The sequence below is a fragment of the Mesorhizobium sp. P2_F8 genome (assembly GCF_056403655.1).
The window spans coordinates 43,196-57,641 of record NZ_JBFUFB010000003.1; the positions used below are offsets into that span (position 1 = coordinate 43,196).

15 protein-coding genes are annotated in these 14,446 nt (G+C 63.3%); 1 reads left to right on the forward strand and 14 read right to left on the reverse strand.

What is annotated here, in order from left to right; all coding sequences use genetic code 11:
• The first annotated feature begins 138 nt into the window (after positions 1-138).
• The gene (locus AC1DZP_RS07450; RefSeq protein WP_457150713.1) at positions 139-396 is read left to right on the forward strand and encodes a BrnA antitoxin family protein; all 258 of its coding nucleotides are present in this window, start codon (positions 139-141) and stop codon (positions 394-396) included.
• Positions 397-524: 128 nt separating this feature from the next.
• On the opposite strand, the gene AC1DZP_RS07455 is transcribed toward AC1DZP_RS07450, so the two are convergent.
• The 14 genes from AC1DZP_RS07455 to AC1DZP_RS07520 all read right to left on the reverse strand — a co-directional run bounded on the left by AC1DZP_RS07455 (position 525) and on the right by AC1DZP_RS07520 (position 14,381).
• Positions 525-884 (reverse strand): cupin domain-containing protein, encoded by a 360-nt coding sequence (locus AC1DZP_RS07455; protein ID WP_477301255.1) that lies wholly within the window; start codon positions 882-884, stop codon positions 525-527.
• 55 nt (positions 885-939) lie between these two features.
• Positions 940-2,322: an NAD(P)/FAD-dependent oxidoreductase gene (locus AC1DZP_RS07460; protein WP_477226613.1), complete on the reverse strand. Its 1,383-nt coding sequence runs from the start codon at positions 2,320-2,322 to the stop codon at positions 940-942.
• 29 nt (positions 2,323-2,351) lie between these two features.
• On the reverse strand, positions 2,352-3,470 hold the full coding sequence (locus AC1DZP_RS07465) for an ABC transporter ATP-binding protein (RefSeq protein ID WP_477301257.1): 1,119 nt from the start codon (positions 3,468-3,470) through the stop codon (positions 2,352-2,354).
• Position 3,471: 1 nt separating this feature from the next.
• Entirely contained in the window at positions 3,472-4,260 is a 789-nt protein-coding gene (locus AC1DZP_RS07470; RefSeq protein ID WP_477301259.1) for an ABC transporter permease, read from the reverse strand.
• Complete coding sequence (locus AC1DZP_RS07475) at positions 4,257-5,165, reverse strand: ABC transporter permease (RefSeq protein WP_477301261.1); 909 nt, start codon at positions 5,163-5,165, stop codon at positions 4,257-4,259. Before AC1DZP_RS07475 ends, AC1DZP_RS07470 begins: the two co-directional genes overlap by 4 nt.
• A gap of 26 nt (positions 5,166-5,191) precedes the next feature.
• Positions 5,192-6,274: an extracellular solute-binding protein gene (locus tag AC1DZP_RS07480; RefSeq protein WP_457150707.1), complete on the reverse strand. Its 1,083-nt coding sequence runs from the start codon at positions 6,272-6,274 to the stop codon at positions 5,192-5,194.
• 4 nt (positions 6,275-6,278) lie between these two features.
• Complete coding sequence (locus tag AC1DZP_RS07485) at positions 6,279-6,971, reverse strand: helix-turn-helix domain-containing protein (protein ID WP_477301263.1); 693 nt, start codon at positions 6,969-6,971, stop codon at positions 6,279-6,281.
• A 95-nt stretch (positions 6,972-7,066) separates the two neighbouring features.
• The gene (locus tag AC1DZP_RS07490) at positions 7,067-7,327 is read right to left on the reverse strand and encodes a hypothetical protein (RefSeq protein ID WP_184874435.1); all 261 of its coding nucleotides are present in this window, start codon (positions 7,325-7,327) and stop codon (positions 7,067-7,069) included.
• Positions 7,328-7,437: 110 nt separating this feature from the next.
• The gene (locus AC1DZP_RS07495) at positions 7,438-9,330 is read right to left on the reverse strand and encodes an ABC transporter ATP-binding protein (RefSeq protein ID WP_477301265.1); all 1,893 of its coding nucleotides are present in this window, start codon (positions 9,328-9,330) and stop codon (positions 7,438-7,440) included.
• Positions 9,330-11,192 (reverse strand): ABC transporter ATP-binding protein, encoded by a 1,863-nt coding sequence (locus tag AC1DZP_RS07500; protein ID WP_477301267.1) that lies wholly within the window; start codon positions 11,190-11,192, stop codon positions 9,330-9,332. Before AC1DZP_RS07500 ends, AC1DZP_RS07495 begins: the two co-directional genes overlap by 1 nt.
• 298 nt (positions 11,193-11,490) lie before the next feature.
• Positions 11,491-11,913 carry a hypothetical protein gene (locus AC1DZP_RS07505; protein ID WP_457153855.1) on the reverse strand — a complete coding sequence of 141 codons (423 nt, stop codon included), beginning with the start codon at positions 11,911-11,913 and terminating at the stop codon, positions 11,491-11,493.
• A gap of 171 nt (positions 11,914-12,084) precedes the next feature.
• Complete coding sequence (locus AC1DZP_RS07510; RefSeq protein ID WP_457153854.1) at positions 12,085-12,525, reverse strand: DUF411 domain-containing protein; 441 nt, start codon at positions 12,523-12,525, stop codon at positions 12,085-12,087.
• 40 nt (positions 12,526-12,565) lie between these two features.
• Complete coding sequence (locus tag AC1DZP_RS07515; protein ID WP_477301270.1) at positions 12,566-13,006, reverse strand: DUF411 domain-containing protein; 441 nt, start codon at positions 13,004-13,006, stop codon at positions 12,566-12,568.
• 28 nt (positions 13,007-13,034) lie between these two features.
• A complete protein-coding gene (locus AC1DZP_RS07520; RefSeq protein ID WP_477301271.1) occupies positions 13,035-14,381 on the reverse strand; it encodes a multicopper oxidase family protein in 1,347 nt (448 codons plus the stop codon).
• Between the last annotated feature and the right edge of the window lie 65 nt (positions 14,382-14,446).

A 14,446-nucleotide genomic window follows, 5' to 3' on the forward strand; every position in this document is an offset into this window, starting at 1 on the left:
ATGCGGGGACCGCACACTGCGGGGCGAGAGCTGTTCCTGGCCAAATTGGCCTGCGCGATGGTGCTAGTTGCGCTATGGTGGTGCCAAGCGCGCCGCCTCATCGGCGAGCGTGAGTCGTCTTCCAGTCAGGGTCACCCAATGGCAAATCCCCCGCGCCGACCGACAAATCCGATGACGGCGGCCGAAGCCGCCTTCAAGCCAGTCAAGAAGCCGGTTGCTCCGCCTCGCGAGCCCTCGGCCGCTCCAGGTGTCAGGGAGCTTGTTTCGATCAGGATCGATCGAACCGTGCTGGACCATTTTCAAGCCGATGGCCCCGGCTGGCAGGACAGGATCAACGACGCATTGCGGCAGGCAATCGAAGGCAAGCCGGTCGCCAGCGGTTCGGACGACGACTAGAGCGGTCCACCGTTTCACGGAAACGCCGAACCGCTCTATCCCTTTGTTTTGACGCAATTCCCTCAGGGAAAGCGCTACGCGCTTTTCCCGGGAAAACCGTTTCACACTTTTCCTGGAATTGCTTTAGCTCACGCCGCTTCGAAGTGCAGGATGTAGAGCTTGCGCGTCGGTTCGTGGATCGTCCACTCGCCTTTCCAGCCTTTCGGCAGCACCAGCATTTCGCCGGCACTAACCTCCTTGCTGTGGCCATCGGAACCATGCAGCGAGACCCGGCCCGACACGATGTGACAGGTTTCGGAATTCGTGTCGCGCGAGGCGGTGAAGCGGCCCGGCGTGCATGCCCAGACGCCGACTTCCAGCGTCCCGTCCGGCGAGGTCCACAATGTCCTCGACGCTTCGAGTTGATCGCCGCTGATCGAGGTCGGCTTGGGCTCGGGCTCGCCGAGATCGATCGAGGCGAGATGGGCGAAGGTCTGGAAGTCGGTCATGGCGGTCTCCGGGCAGGCACTGAATTTTTCAACTCGATATGCAATGTCGCAGGGCTCAATGCCCGGTGATGCGGTCGGCGATGGCGGCCAGTTTCGACGTGTGCTGGAGACCGGCCTCCTCGCGCTCGTCGGCGACGCGATAGAGCTGATACATCGAGTGGACGCCGAGCCAGCGCATCGGCTCCGGTTCCCACTTGCTGACCTGGCGGTTGACCCAGGGCAGGCGGGTCAGTTCGGTGTCGCGGCGCAGGATGAGGTCGCGCAGCGTCCGGCCCGAAAGGTTGGAGCTCGACACGCCAAGCCCGACATAACCGCCGGCCCAGCCGATGCCGGTCTCAAGGTCGAGGCCGGCCGTCGTGCACCAGTCGCGCGGCACGCCAAGCACGCCGCACCAGGCGTGGTCGATGCGAAGCTTGCTGGTCTGCGGCAGCAGGCGGGTGAGGATCGCGTGCAGGCTTTCGATGGTCGCCTGCTGTGTCTGGCCGCGCACATCCGTCTGCGATCCGTAGCGGTAGGGCACGCCGCGCCCGCCCATGGTGATGCGGCCTTCGCGGGTGCGCTGGGCATAGCAATAGGCGTGTGCCGCGTCGCCCAGCAGCTCGTGGCCGTCCCAGCCGATCTCGTCCCACAGCGATTGTGGCAGCGGCTCGGTGATGATCTGCGCGCTGTTGAGCGGCAGCCAGAGCCGCTCATTGCCTGATATGCCGGCCGTGAAACCCTCCGTGGCGCGGATGATGATGGGCGCGCGCACCGTGCCGCGATCGGTGGTGACCTTGCCCTTCTCAATACCCGTCACGGTCGTCTGTTCGTAGATCGGCACGCCGAGGCGCTCGACGGCTTCGGACAGTCCACGCACCAGCTTGGCCGGCTGCACGCGCGCAGTGCCGTGGTGGATGTAACCGCCAAGCACATTCCTGATGTTGATGCGGGCCTTGGCCTCTGCCTGGCCGATCAGGCTGACGCGGTCCTGAGGCACGCTCCAGCCGATTGCATCCGCATAGGCGGCCTTGATCCGTTCCAGCTGCGGCGGGTTGGTCGCAACCGTCAGATTGTCGACGCGGCGAATGTCGGCATCGATGCCTTCGGCCTCGGTCACCGCGATCACTTCGTCGACCGTGCCATGCATGGCGGTTTCCATGTCGATGACGGCGCCACGGGTAGATGTCTGCAGGTATTTCTCGCGCGACCAGCTGAAGCCGCCGGACAGCCAGCCGCCATTGCGGCCGGACGCGCCGAAGCCGGCGAATTCCCTTTCCACCATGGCGATGCGGATCGAAGGATCGGCCTTCTTCAGGTAGTAGGCCGTCCACAGGCCGGTGTAGCCAGCGCCGACGATGCAGACATCGGCTTCGAGGTCGCCCGGAAGCGGCGCACGATAGGCTGGCAGGCCGATGTCGGCATACCAGAACGAGATGTTGCCGTTGACTTTGGCGTCCATGTCTAAAAATCCTGCGGGGGAAAGAGCGATCAGGTCATCGTCATGTCGGCGCGGTCGTCGTCGGCAAGAAGTTTTGCATCGACGACCGACCAACGCAGATCGACCGCGTCACCAATCGAGAAAGGCGTGGCCTCGAGCGTCGCGCGCACGATGGCCACGGAACCATCGCCCAATGTCACCTGGTATTTCGAACCCGAGCCCAGATAGATCGCTTCGCTGACCTGGCCGCTGAGGCTGTTCTGTCCGGCGGCTGCAGGCGTGTTCGGTTTGGCAAGGGAAAGCTTTTCCGGGCGCAGCAGAACCACCGGTTTCTGGCTGCCGGCGAGCTTGCCGCCGGCGACGACCGTCTGGCCGGCGATCGTCAGGCTGGTCTCGCCGCCCGACGTCTGGGCATCGCCACGCAAACTGGTCGATTCCCCGATGAACTTCGCCACGAACAATGTCGCCGGTTCGTCGTAGAGCTGACGCCCGGTTCCGACCTGTTCGATGCGTCCCTGGTTGAACACGGCGATGCGGTCGGACAGAACCAGCGCCTCTTCCTGATCGTGCGTCACATAGACGAAGGTGGTGCCAAGTTCGCGGTGGATGCGCTTGATTTCCAGCTGCAGCCATTCGCGCAGTTTCTTGTCGAGCGCGCCGAGCGGCTCGTCCATGAGTAGCAGCGGCGGATCGAAGACGATGGCGCGGGCCAGCGCCACGCGCTGCTGCTGGCCGCCGGAAAGCTCGGCGGGATAGCGATGCGCGAAGTCGGCCATCTTGACCATGTCCAGGGCGCGCGCCACGTGGCGGTCGCGCGCCTGCTTGTCCATGCCGCGCAGGGTGAGCGGATAGGCGACGTTCTTGCCGACGGTCATGTGCGGAAACAGCGCGTAGTGCTGGAAGACGACGCCGATGTTGCGCTTGTGCGCCGGCAGCGCGACGATGCTTTTGCCGCCGACGGCGAGGCCGCCAGAGGTCAGGTCGGTAAAGCCGGCCACGACGTTGAGCGTGGTGGTCTTGCCCGAGCCGCTGGGGCCGAGCAGCGTCATGAATTCGCCCGGCTCGATGTGAAGGCTGACGTCGTCGAGCGCCGTGAAATTGCCGTAACGCTTGGTTGCGGCCTTGATGTCGATGGCCGCGCCACGTTCTTTGCTGTTGGACGCAGCCATCTCAACTCCTCGTCGATTTCGAGCTGATGATCAGCCCGGCACTGATCACCAGCGTCGTGGCAATGAAGATGATCGTTCCGACAGCCGTCACCGTCGGGTCGGCGTCGCGGGTGATGCTGGTGAAGATCTGCACGGGCAAGGTCTTCAAATAGGGGCTGGTGATGAACAGCGCGACGATGATTTCATCGAAGGAGGTGACGAAGGCAAACAGGAGCCCGGACAGGATGCCGGGCGCGATCAACGGCAAGGTCACGGTGCGGAACGCGGTGTAGCGGTCGGCGCCAAGGCTTGCCGCGGCCGTCTCCAGCCGCACGTCGAAGACTTCTAGGCTTGCCGACACGGCGATGATGACGAAGGGGATCGCCAGCATCGTGTGCGCGATGACGAAGCCGGTGGTGGTGCCGACGAGCTGGTAGTCGAGATAGACGGCATAGATGCCGATCGCCAGCACCACGCCGGGCACGATCATCGGTGTGATCAGGATGGCGCGCAGCAGGCCGGCGCCGGAATGCTTCATGCGGCTTAGGCCGAGCGCCGCCAGCGTCCCGATCAGCGTGGCGGCGACGGCAACGAGGCCCGCGACCCTCAGCGAGTTGAAGAAGCTGGTCAGCCAGTCGGGGTTGGTGAAGAAATTCTCGTACCACTGCCATGAGAAGCCGGATGGCGGGAACGCAAGCGACTTCTTCTCGTTGAACGACATCGGGATGATGACCAGCGTCGGCATCACCAGCCACACGGCAACAAGCAGGCAGAACAGACCGAGCAGAATGCGGAACGGCGCCAGCCTCATGATCTGGACGCCTGTTTGTGGCGCTGGCGCATCAGCGGCGCGGCGAGCGCCAGAAGCACGAAGGTCGCGACCAGCAGCACGACACCCATGGCGCCGCCGCGACCCCAATTGAGCAGGCTGAGCACCTGGCTCTGCACCAGCGTTGACAGCATGGTGCTGCGGGGGCCGCCGAGCAGGGCCGGGGTGATGTAGAAGCCGAGTGACAGGATGAAGACGATGATGGCGCCGGCGAATACGCCGGGCAGCGACAGCGGCAGATAGATCTGCAGGAAAGCCAGCGAAGGCCGCGCGCCGAGGCTGCGCGCCGCTTGCACGAGGCGCAGGTCGATGCCGCGCATGACCGAATAGAGCGGCAGGATCATGAACGGCAGCAGCACCTGCGCCATACCGATCACCACGCCGGTCTGGGTGCGGATCAGCTTCACGGTGTCAAGGCCGAACAGCCTGACGACGGAATTGATGATGCCGGAATCCTGCAGCAGGATGACCCAGGCCAATGTGCGCACCACGCCGCTGACCCAGAACGGCACCAACACGCACAGGATAAGGACGAGCCGCATGCGCGGCCCGACCGCCGTCATCAGGTAGGCGTAGGGGTAGGCGGCGATAACGCAGACGATGGTGACCCAGGCGGCGATGGAAAAGGTGCGCCACAGAACCGTGACGTTCACTGGCGTGGAAAAGAACCAGACGTAGTTCTGCAGTCCCCAGGCGGGGTCCGAGAAACTGCGCAGCGTGACGGTCAGCAGCGGATAGCCCATCGCCGCGATGAGCAGGAACAGCGCCGGCATCGCCAGCAGCGAAGGAAAGGCGGCGAGCCGCAGGCGCGGTTGCGGCCCCTGCACGCCACCCGCCGGCCGGGGATTGTCACCCCCGGCCGCCAGCGTATGTGATGTCTGGCTCACGCTTTTCGCCTTGGCGCTCGACCGGCTCAGTTGCCGGCCATCAGCGCCGTCCACTTGTCGGACGCGGTGGCGAAATTGGCGACCCAGAACTTGATGTTCTGCTGGTAGCCCTGCTTGGCGTGTTCCGGCGTGTTGGTCAGGAAGGCGGCGACCGAAGCATCCACCTTGGGCTGCGCCTCGGTGTTGATCGGCGAGTAGGATGTCTGCTCGGTCAGGACCTCCTGCGACTTCTTGCCGAGATAGGCGTTGATCAGCGCATAGGAGGCGTCGGTGTCCTTGGCCCCGACCGGGATGGTCAGCTGATCCATGACGACCAGCCAGTCCTTCCACACCGGCGTATAGGCAGCGCCGTTCTTGACCGCCGTCATGGCGCGGCCCGTCCACATGATGATCATGTCGGCTTCGCCGGATTCTGCCAGCTGCTGGGACTCGGCGCCGGTCTTCCAGAAGATCGTGTCCGGACCGATGGCCTTGATCTTGGCAATGCCCTTGTCGATGTCGGCCGGCGTCATGTTGTCGACCGAGCCACCGTCGGCCAGAATGCCCTGTTCGATCAGACCGCCGATCGGGCTGCCGCTGCCATCGATGGCACGCGTGCCGGGGAATTTCTTGGTGTCAAAGAAATCCTTCCAGTCCTTCGGCGGATTGTCCTTGTAGGTCGAGTTCTTGTACATCAGCACGGTGCCGTAGTTCATCGCCGGCACGCTGCACTCGCCGACCTGTCCGGCAGGGATGTGCGAAACGTCGAGCTTGGTCAGGTCGAGCTTCTGAAACAGCTTGCCGCAATGCACGAATGGCGGAAAGTCGTCGGTGTCGACGACATCCCAGGTCACATTGCCGGACTCGACCTGCGCCTGAAGCTTGGCGATTTCGGTCGGGCCATCGTTCAGCAGCTTGACGCCGCTCTTGTCGACGAATTCCTTGAGGGCGGCGACCTGGCCGTCCTGGTAGATGCCGCCATAGGAGACGAAGGTCAGCGTCTTTCCTTTCAGCGAACCGTCCACCACGGTGCCGGCCGGCGGCGCGCTCTGCGCATGAGCCGCGGCGGCTGCAATCAAGGCCAGTGCGGCGGCGCCGACAAGCCCGGACACTATTGATCTGCTTCCCATTTTTTTAACCCTCCGATGACTCGCTGTTTGATTTTCGCAGTCCGGGTGCGAGTGATTTCCGGGCCACATATTGGTCGAGATCGACGGCGCCGCTTGTCGACGGCGCGATGATCCACAGCACTTCGGCCACCGTGTCGCCGACATTGATGGTCCTGTGCGGCGTCGAGGTCGAATATTCGATGCTGTCGCCCTCTTCGAGGATGAAGCTCTCGTCGCCCAACGTCAGCTGCAGCCGGCCGCGCAGCACGAGAAACATTTCTTGCGCGTTGCCATGTGTGTAGGGCAGGTCGCCGGTCGAGCCGCCAACGGCGAATTCGCCACAATAGACCTCCATCTCGCGGATTGGCCGGCGCGACAGCAGCGTCTTGCGATAGCCTTCGCTGGTCGGCAGCGCCGGTCGCTCGGCGCGTGTCAGCACCGTGTGCGGCGAGACTTCGCATTCGTCGAAAAGATCGGCGAGGCCGATGCCAAGCGCATTGGCGATCAGCATAAGCGTGCTGGTGTTGGCTCCCGAAAGACCGCGTTCGAGTTGGCTCAGGAAACTGGCGGTGGTGCCGATCAAGTCGCCGAGCTGGCGCAGCGTCAGGCGTCGTGCGGTGCGATAGGCCTTGATGCGATCGCCCAACACCGTGGAGCGGCGGGCTTCCGCGCCGGTTGCGGCGTTGTCGTTGAGTGCGTGATCCGCAGCGGTTTTCATGGTGATCTCAGGGTTCACTTAACATGCTATTAAGTGAGGCTTCGTGGCAAGCGGATTCGCTTGGCCACCTGAAAATCACCGATGGGCCAGCCTATCTATCTCCTTGCCGGTGGAGGAATGTCGTCGAAAGGCGCTTTGGTTTGGCGATCGAAAACGACGGCCAGCCCGTTCTTGACGGCAAGCGAGGCGACCATGTCGTCCAGTTCGCGATCGGAAATGGCGGGTTTGAGGATCTGCCGTATGGCCAGATAGGCCTGCTCGGTCGACACATAGTCGTAGCGCTTTTTGCGCGCTTCCACATATTGCTCGATGAGAATGCCCAATCGGCGGGCGGCGATGTCTTCTGGTTGCTGCACGGGAGCCTCCTCAAGCTCGATCGTCTCCAGCCCCCTAAGATGTAAAAACCACGCCGTGAAAGTTAAGGCCGGAAGCCGAAAAAATCGGCTGTCATCGTCGACAAACCTGGTTACGTCGCCTTGCCGACCGCCGCGTCCAGTTCCAGCTCGCCTTCCGAAATGTCGTCGAAGGAAGCGTAGTTCATGTTGTAGAGGCGGGCGTAGAGCCCTTTTTGTGCCATCAACTGTTCGTGGTTGCCGCTTTCGACGATCTCGCCGTTCTGCAGGACGATGATGCGGTCGGCGCTGCGAATGGTGGCCAGCCGGTGTGCGATGACCAGTCCGGTGCGGCCTTCCAGCAGTTTTATCAGCGCTTTCTGGATCAGCATCTCGGTGTAGGAATCGATGCTGGCCGTGGCCTCGTCGAGGACGAGGATCTTGGCGTCGGCCACCAGCGCCCGCGCAAAGCTGATCAACTGGCGCTGGCCGAGTGAGAGATTGCCGCCGCGCTGCTCGAGCTCGGTGTCGTAGCCATCGGGCAAGTTCCCGATGAAGTCGTGCGCGCCGACGGCCTGTGCGGCGCGGACCACCTCGTCGCGGCTGGCGGAGGTCTTGTGATAGCGGATGTTCTCCAGGACCGAGCCGGAAAACAGGAACGGTTCCTGCAGCACCATGGCCACCTGATCGCCGAGCGAATCCTGGGTCAGGTCACGCACGTCGTGGCCGCCGACCAGGACCTGGCCTGACCAGACATCGTAGAAGCGGTGCACCAGCGCCATCGAGCTCGACTTGCCCGACCCGGTCGGGCCGACCAATGCGATGGTCTCGCCCGGATTGACGCGGAAGGAGATGTTCTTCAGCACCGGCAGGTTCTGCCGGTAGCCGAAGGTGACGTTCCTGAACTCGACAGAGCCATCCATGTCGCGCGACAGCGCCACGGCACCATCCTTGTCGCTGACATCCACCGGGACATCGAGCACTTCCGAGATACGCTGGCCCGAAGCCATGGCGCGCTGCATGACGCTGTACTGCATGGTGAGCGAGCGGATCGGGTCGAAGAAGCGCTGGATGTAGAACAGGAACGCCACCATGACGCCGACGTCGAGGCTGTGCGAGAGCACCATCGAACCGCCGACAACGATGACGGTCGCCATGGCGATGCCGGTCAGCGTGTCGACGATCGGCACCATCACCTGCGCATATTTCGCCGACGTCAGGTGGGCATTGAGATTGGCCAGCACCTTCTCGTCGTAGAGGTCGAAATTGACGTGCTGGCGTTCGAGGCTCTGCACCGTGCGCACGCCATGGATGCCTTCCGCCAGCGCGCCGTTGGCGATCGAGTTGGTCTCGTGCGCGGCCATGAAGGCGACCTTGGCGCGCGGCAGCCAGAACAGGCGCACGATGAACAGCACCGGCATGGTCGACAGCGTCAAAAGGCCGAGCCGGAAATCCAGCCACAACAGGACGCTGACGATGCCGAACAAGAGCACGATATCGCCCACCGACATCACCGACGTCTCGAGGAATTCCTGCATCGAATTGACGTCGCCCTGCAGGCGCGACATCAGGCGGCCGACCTCGGTCTTGTCCATGAAGCTCAGCGAGACCCGCTGCAGGTGGCTGAACATGGCGCGGCGCAGGTCCGATAGCACGTTCTCGGCAACCTTGCCGACGACGCTTTCCTGCACATGGCTGGCGGCATAGTTGATGAGGATGATCAGCGTGAAGGCGCCGATGGCAGAGATCATCACTGACTGGTCGAGCCTGCCTGTCGCCATGCCGTGGTCGATGGCGTAGCGGATGACCAGCGGGATCGCCAGTTGCGTCAGCGTGAACACCAGCACCGCGGCGACCGAGATGAAAATCCGGCCCTGATACGGTTTCACGAAGCTCCAGATACGCCGCACGATGCGCGGATCGTAGGCCTTGCCGAAAACCTCTTCCTCGTCGCGGTGCGAGCCGACGACTGCCTTTGTCGGCCGTCCGCTGGTGTCTTCCTTCTCGTCGTCGCTCTGTGCCGACATCACGCGGCTCCCAGAGTCGTGGGCCGATCGTCGTCCGGCCGCAGCTGCAGGTCGTAGAGCGCGCGATAGCGCCCGCCGAGCGCCAGCAACTCCTCATGCGTGCCGCGCTCGACGATGCGGCCATTCTCGACGAACAGGATCTGGTCGGCATGCATCAGCGAACTCAGCCGATGCGAAATAATCAGCGTCACGCGATCCTTCGCGAAGCGCTTCATCGCCGCCCGGATGCGCTGCTCGGTGCCGGCGTCGATGGCCGCGGTGGAATCGTCGAAGACCAGCACCGATGGCCGCAGCATCAGGCTGCGCGCGATGGTCAGGCGCTGTCGCTGGCCGCCGGACAGCGAGGCGCCGCGTTCGCCGACGACCGTGGTGTAGCCGGCGGGAAGCCCGATGATGTAGTTGTGCAACTGGGCGAACTCGGCTGCCTGCCCGATGCGGGTCTCGCGTGCCCAGGGATTGCCATAGGCGATGTTGTTCTCGATCGAGGTGGTGAACAGGAACGCATCCTGCTGCACGACGCCGACGGCCTTGCGCAGCGATTGCAGCGTGACCTTGCTGATGTCCTGGCCATCGATGGTGATGCTGCCCGAGGTGACGTCGTAGAAGCGCGGGATCAGGTGCGCGATGGTCGACTTGCCGCTGCCGGGCGGGCCGACGATGCCGATGGTCTCGCCGGACCTCGCCTCGAAGGAAATGCCGGACAGCGTCGGCCGGTCGCCCGCGCCCGCATAGCGGAAGCCGACATTGTCGAAGCGCAGCACGCCCTCGGTGACGACGAGGTCCCTGGCGCCCGGCGCGTCCTTGATGTCCAGTTCGGCATCGAGCAGTTCGAACAGCCTGGTACCGCAGGTCGATGCGCGCGCGAACGAGTTGACCATCAGGCCGAGCTGGCGCACCGGCATCTGCAGGATGGTCATGAAGGTGAGGAATTGGGCCAGCGTGCCGACGCTGATTTGACCCGCAATCACCTTCTGCCCACCAAACCAAAGCACCAGGCCCATGGCGGCGAGGAACGAGAAGTTCATGGCGCTGGTGTTGCCGACACGGATGTCGACGCGCTTGTTGGCGAGGTCCAGCGCATCCTGCTTGGCGCGGTCGAATTTTTCGAGCTCATGCCGCTGCGCCGCAAAGGCACGCACGACACGGATGCCGCCGAGATTCTCGTCCATCACACGGCTCAGCACCGACAGGCGCTGCTGCAAGGTCAGCCAGGTGCTTCGCAGCGCCAGCTGGGTGACCGAGGAGCGCCAGGCGACGAACGGCACGAAGCTCAGGCTCAACAGCCCGAGCACCAGATCGGTGCTGATCAGCAGGTAGGCGCCGACGCCGATCAACACGCCGAGCAGGACGACGCGCAGGATGCCGGTGGAAAAGAACATGCGCACACCGTCGAGATCGAGCAGGCCGAGCGTGATCAGATCGCCGGTGTGGACCCGGTCGTGGTAGGAGAAGCTCAGGCGCTGGATCTTCTCGTAGAAAGCCAGGCGCAGCTCATAGCCGGTTCGATGGCCGACGGCCTCGCCGTAATAGTTCTGCGCCATGGTGAAGAGACCGCGCAGGATGCTGACGACGAGCAGCGTCAAGGCGGTGTTCCACAGCGCATGCTCCGCCGCGGCACCGGCCCCGGCTGTCATGACGCCCTGCGCCTGGTCGATGGCGCGTCCCAGCAGGCGTGGAATGAAGAGCTGCAGCGTCGCGGCGATGAAGGTCGAGACGAGTGTGATGGCGACCTGCCAGGGATGGCGCAGCGTCATGCGCACGATACGGAGCAAGGTGCTCAGGCCTTTGCCCCAAGAGGCTTCGGCCACATGGGCGAACGATTTGCCGCGCTCCGGCGCGCTGCCGATTGCTAGCGTATTCAAAGGAAAATATCCAACCCAATCCGTGCATTAGCCCGGATGAATAGAGCAAGACTCAGTTCAGATGGAGTGATGTTACGCGGGTCCGGCTTGGCCGTTCAAGAGCCAATGACGGCATCACACTGTGCCTGAACGAAAGCAAGCAGACGGCGCGATGCATGGCCGGGCAGCACCAGCAGACGCCTGGCAAGTCGTGGAGGTCTGCCCACCTTGCCGAAGGCGTTAGCCGAGGCCAACAGCCGGCGATGCGCAAGCGCCGGCCGGACAGCATGCAACCTTCCGTCCGGCCGTATGTGGTCTCCTAGGCAGGTATCAAAACGGCGATACGATGTATGCCGACCACTTTGCTTGTATTCGTGGCCTCGTCGGTCTTGCCCTTAGTGCATGTGTATATGCCGCCTTCCTCGAGCTTGAATTCCTTGTCCTGTTTCTTGATCGTGAATGCACCAGCGGTGATCGTGCAGACCATGTCATTGTCCATCATCATCGCGGGAGCGTGTGCTCCAGGCTGAAACACGACGTCGACGATTGAAATGCTCTTGTAGGCGGGAATGTCGGAGTTGCCGGTGCCGACCTCAACCACCCTGACACCGGGCGCAATCTCCTTGCCATCCTTCGGGCCGTATTTCTTGGTCTTCGCGGACGCCACCAGGGTGAACAGAGGCGTTATCGCGGCAGCCGTCACACCGAGAGCAATTGCAGACCTGCGATTCAGGGTTTTCATCGCGTCCTCCCACATATTGGTCACGAACGAATGTGCGTGACCACAATGTATTAGCACAAACGAATGTACGTGTATGCGAGGAAGCTCCCAAGCCCAGCACGGTGGCAGGAACTCCGGGCTTCCGGTTCTGGCAGGGCAATCCGACATATCGGCAGGCATCGCGGTTGCCCTTCAGTCGGTCGCGTACACGGTGGGCGCCTTGCCGTCCTTGGTGAAGGCGTAGACGATGAAAGGGCCAGCCTTCTCGCCACCCATGCCGGGAGCGCCGGTTGGCATGCCGGCCAAGGTGATGCCGGTGATGGCGGGCCGTTCGGTCAACAGTTTCTTGACGATATCGACCGGCACCAGCCCGTCGACGACATAGCCGTCGACCATCAGCGTGTGGCAGCCTTCGAGGTCGGCCGGCACACCCGCATCGCTGCTGATCTGGGACAGGTTGTTGACCGGCTTGATGTCGACCTTGAAGCCGTTGTGCTCCAGATACCTGGCGTAGGATTCACAGCAGCTGCATTGCGGGTTCTTGTACATCACAGCGGTGATGGTCGCTGCGACGGCAGGTAGCGGCATAGCGATCGCGACTGCGAAGGCGGCGAGGGAATAAGTCCGTTTCATTTGAGTTCTCCTTGAGTGAAAAATCAGATCGATGTCGCTGTCACTCGGTCGCGTAGACGGTTGGCGCCTTACCATCCTTGGTGAAGGCGTAAATCGTCCAGGTCTCGGTCTTCTCGCCGCCCATTCCCGGCGAACCCATCGGCATGCCCGGCATAGCGATGCCTGTGATTTCAGGACGTTCCGCCAGCATCTTCTTGATAAGGTCGACCGGCACGAAGCCATCGACCACGTAATCGCCGATCACCACGGAATGGCAGCCCTGCAATTTCTCGGGAACGCCAAGGCCGGCGCTTATCTGGTCCAGGTCGTTGGACGGCTTGAGCTCGACCTTGAAGCCGTTCTTTTCGAGATAGGCGGCATAGGTCTCGCAGCAGCTGCAGCTTGGGTTCTTGTACATCACAGCATTGATTGTCGCCGCGAATGCGGGCAGCGGCGTTGCGGTCAGGACGGCAAGGGCGGCGAGGCGGTAGGTCAGTTTCATTGCAGTCTCCTTTTGGTAGCGTTCAATTTCAGCCAACTCGAAACACCGTCATGAGGCCGGCCATCTGATGGTCGGCGACATGGCAGTGCAGCATCCAGTCGCCGGGATTGTCGGCGACGAAGGCGCATTCGATCGTGTCTTTGGGGGCGAGCAGCACCGTGTCCTGCCACTGTGGGTGCGGCACCGGCGAACCGTTGCGCGCGAGCACCAGCATGCTGAAGCCATGGATATGCATGGGATGCCGCCAGGCGGTTTCATTGCGCATGGTGAGATGACAGGTTGCGCCGCGCGGCAAGGTGAATTGTGGCGCCATGCCGGCATGGCCATCGCCGGTCATCGACATGCCGTTGATCGCCCAGGCAGCGCCACCGTTCATGCCGGGTGTCGCCATGCCCATCATGCCGCCGACGCCGGCGAGCTTGCCGCCACCCATCATGCCGCCTTGCAGGACGATCTCCTGGCGCTCGGCTCTCGCGAGATCGGGTTCGGGCAAAGGATTGCGGGGCAGGCCGACAAGCGCATCGAGCGGATGGGCACGCAGCGGTGTTGCAGTGTCATAGGCTAGAGTGGTCAGCGTGTAGGCGAGACCGTCATAGAACTCGTCGACCACCGCGTAGCGCTTGCCCGGGTCGCCCTGCATGTCGACCACGACGTCGATGCGCATGGCCGGGGCAAGCACAAGACGGCCATCTTCCGGTTCATGCGGATCGCAGGGTTGGCCGTCTATTGCGACGATGACCGGGCGGTGACCCTCGAAGCGCAGCGCCATGATGCGGGCAAGCGAGGCATTGGCGAGCCGTAGCCTGACGCGTTCGCCCGCCGTTACGCTCTGGTCGGCCGGCACCGTGCCGTTGACGGTGATGACGTTGCCGACACGGCCGGACATCGCCGCATCCATCGCGCTGCCGAAGCCGGGCGCCATCTGCCCATCCGCTGTAAGCCGCCAGTCCTGAAGCAGCCACATGAGGTCGCGGTCGACGGCGACGGGCTCGGCCTCCTCGACGATGATGGCGCCGGCAAGGCCACGGCCGAGCTGCACGAGACTGTTGGCATGCGGGTGATACCAGAAGGTTCCGGCGTCCGGCGGCGTGAATTCATAGACGAAGCTTGTCCCCGGCTTGATCGGTGGCTGTGTCAGCCCGGGCACGCCGTCCATGGCGTTTTGCAGGCGGATGCCATGCCAGTGCACCGTGGTGTCCTCGCTCAGCCCGTTCTCGACGATGATGCGGGCGGGCTGGCCCTGGCGTAAGCGCAGCATCGGGCCGGGGACCATCCCGTCATAGGCCCAGACAGGCGTAAGCGGGCCCCTGGAGCCGGTGAACCTGGCCTGGCCCGGCGAGACCCTGATGCGGCGCTCATCGACGGCGGATGCCATTGACGATGCGGGTCGCACCAGGGTGGCCGCAGCCGCTGCAAGGACAAACCTGCGGCGTGAAATGG

Coding starts and splice junctions, on each gene's coding strand:
- AC1DZP_RS07450 (WP_457150713.1), top strand. CDS start 139: ATGGCAAATCCCCCGCGCCGACCGACAAATCCGATGACGGCGGCCGAA.
- AC1DZP_RS07455 (WP_477301255.1), bottom strand. CDS start 884: ATGACCGACTTCCAGACCTTCGCCCATCTCGCCTCGATCGATCTCGGC.
- AC1DZP_RS07460 (WP_477226613.1), bottom strand. CDS start 2,322: ATGGACGCCAAAGTCAACGGCAACATCTCGTTCTGGTATGCCGACATC.
- AC1DZP_RS07465 (WP_477301257.1), bottom strand. CDS start 3,470: ATGGCTGCGTCCAACAGCAAAGAACGTGGCGCGGCCATCGACATCAAG.
- AC1DZP_RS07470 (WP_477301259.1), bottom strand. CDS start 4,260: ATGAGGCTGGCGCCGTTCCGCATTCTGCTCGGTCTGTTCTGCCTGCTT.
- AC1DZP_RS07480 (WP_457150707.1), bottom strand. CDS start 6,274: ATGGGAAGCAGATCAATAGTGTCCGGGCTTGTCGGCGCCGCCGCACTG.
- AC1DZP_RS07485 (WP_477301263.1), bottom strand. CDS start 6,971: ATGAAAACCGCTGCGGATCACGCACTCAACGACAACGCCGCAACCGGC.
- AC1DZP_RS07495 (WP_477301265.1), bottom strand. CDS start 9,330: ATGTCGGCACAGAGCGACGACGAGAAGGAAGACACCAGCGGACGGCCG.
- AC1DZP_RS07505 (WP_457153855.1), bottom strand. CDS start 11,913: ATGAAAACCCTGAATCGCAGGTCTGCAATTGCTCTCGGTGTGACGGCT.
- AC1DZP_RS07510 (WP_457153854.1), bottom strand. CDS start 12,525: ATGAAACGGACTTATTCCCTCGCCGCCTTCGCAGTCGCGATCGCTATG.
- AC1DZP_RS07515 (WP_477301270.1), bottom strand. CDS start 13,006: ATGAAACTGACCTACCGCCTCGCCGCCCTTGCCGTCCTGACCGCAACG.
- AC1DZP_RS07520 (WP_477301271.1), bottom strand. CDS start 14,381: ATGGCATCCGCCGTCGATGAGCGCCGCATCAGGGTCTCGCCGGGCCAG.